Annotated in this window: 1 pseudogene; it reads left to right on the top strand. The window is 55.6% G+C overall.

Annotated elements, in window-relative coordinates:
• Positions 1-262 (top strand): annotated as a pseudogene (locus Q4563_RS16905) (acetaldehyde dehydrogenase (acetylating)); the annotation flags it as partial.
• Positions 263-381 lie beyond the last annotated feature (119 nt).

The raw sequence follows: 381 nt of genomic DNA, 5'->3' as shown, positions 1-381 counted from the left end.
GGATCGTGATGCCATTACCGCATCTGTCCACGCCATGGTCGCCGAAGTACAACAATACGTACCGGGTTACCGCCTGGTGAACGGCCCGGTGTTCGATGGCAACCGGGTGTCCATGTTTATGGAAGTTGAAGGCCTCGGGGATTTCTTGCCCAAATACGCCGGCAATCTCGACATCATGACCGCCGCCGGTTTGCGTACCGCCGAAATGTTTGCCGAAGAAGCCGCCAGCGGCACCATCACACTGCCAGCCCGTGGCGAATAAGAGACGGAGGAAGAAGCAATGAACCTGAACGGAAAAAATGTGACATTGCACGACATGTCCCTGCGTGACGGCATGCACGCCAAACGTCATCAGATCAGTGTGGACGACATGGTCTCTAT

The sequence above is a fragment of the Gilvimarinus sp. 1_MG-2023 genome (assembly GCF_030548285.1).
This window is presented reverse-complemented; position numbering and strand designations above follow the sequence as displayed.